Source organism: Marinimicrobium sp. UBA4209 (assembly GCF_002381585.1).
In the GTDB taxonomy this organism is placed as follows: domain Bacteria; phylum Pseudomonadota; class Gammaproteobacteria; order Pseudomonadales; family Cellvibrionaceae; genus Marinimicrobium; species Marinimicrobium koreense.
The window spans coordinates 3,157-3,857 of the sequence record NZ_DFTP01000015.1 but is presented as its reverse complement, the minus strand read 5'-3'; the positions used below and the strand labels follow the sequence as shown (position 1 = coordinate 3,857).

The 701-nt window shown below is 54.6% G+C and carries 2 protein-coding genes; both read right to left on the bottom strand.

All coding sequences use genetic code 11. The features are described from left to right. On the bottom strand, positions 1-233 hold a 233-nt coding region (gene rpsN, locus B3187_RS02680; RefSeq protein ID WP_286804485.1), incomplete at its 3' end, for a 30S ribosomal protein S14. A gap of 10 nt (positions 234-243) precedes the next feature. Beyond that, the coding region (gene rplE / locus B3187_RS02675; RefSeq protein WP_286804484.1) for a 50S ribosomal protein L5 at positions 244-701 on the bottom strand (458 nt) is incomplete at its 5' end.

The following is a 701-nucleotide window of genomic DNA, read 5'->3' as shown; positions in this document are numbered from 1 at the left end:
CCGAACTTGCGATACACACCGTGCGGACGGCCAGTTACGCGACAGCGACGACGCCCGCGGCTCGGGCTCGCATCGCGAGGCAGCTGCTGCAGTTTGATCTGCGCTTCCCAGACTTGCTCTTCGGAAGAAGCAGGGCTGGCAATAATCGCTTTCAGTTCCGCGCGCTTAGCGGCGTATTTGGCGACTGTGCGGGCACGTTTTACTTCGCGTGCAACCATTGATTTCTTAGCCATGACGCTACCCTTAACCTTTGAACGGGAAGTTGAACGCTTTCAACAGCGCGCGACCTTCCTCGTCGTTCCGTGCTGTCGTTGTGATACAAATATCCAGACCGCGGAGCTTATCGACCTTATCGTAGTCAATTTCCGGGAAGATAATCTGCTCGCCTACGCCCATGGAGAAGTTACCGCGGCCGTCAAATTGCTTCGGGCTGATACCCCGGAAGTCGCGAATGCGCGGAATAGCGATGCTGACCAGGCGATCCAGAAACTCATACATACGATCTTTACGCAGAGTTACTTTGCAGCCAATCGGCCAGCCATCACGGATTTTGAAACCCGCGATTGACTTACGTGCCTTGGTAATCACGACCTTCTGGCCGGCGATTTTTTCCAAGTCACCGATCGCATTCTCAAGCACTTTCTTGTCGCCCACAGCCTCACCGACACCCATGTTAATGGTGATCTTGGTGATGCGCGGAA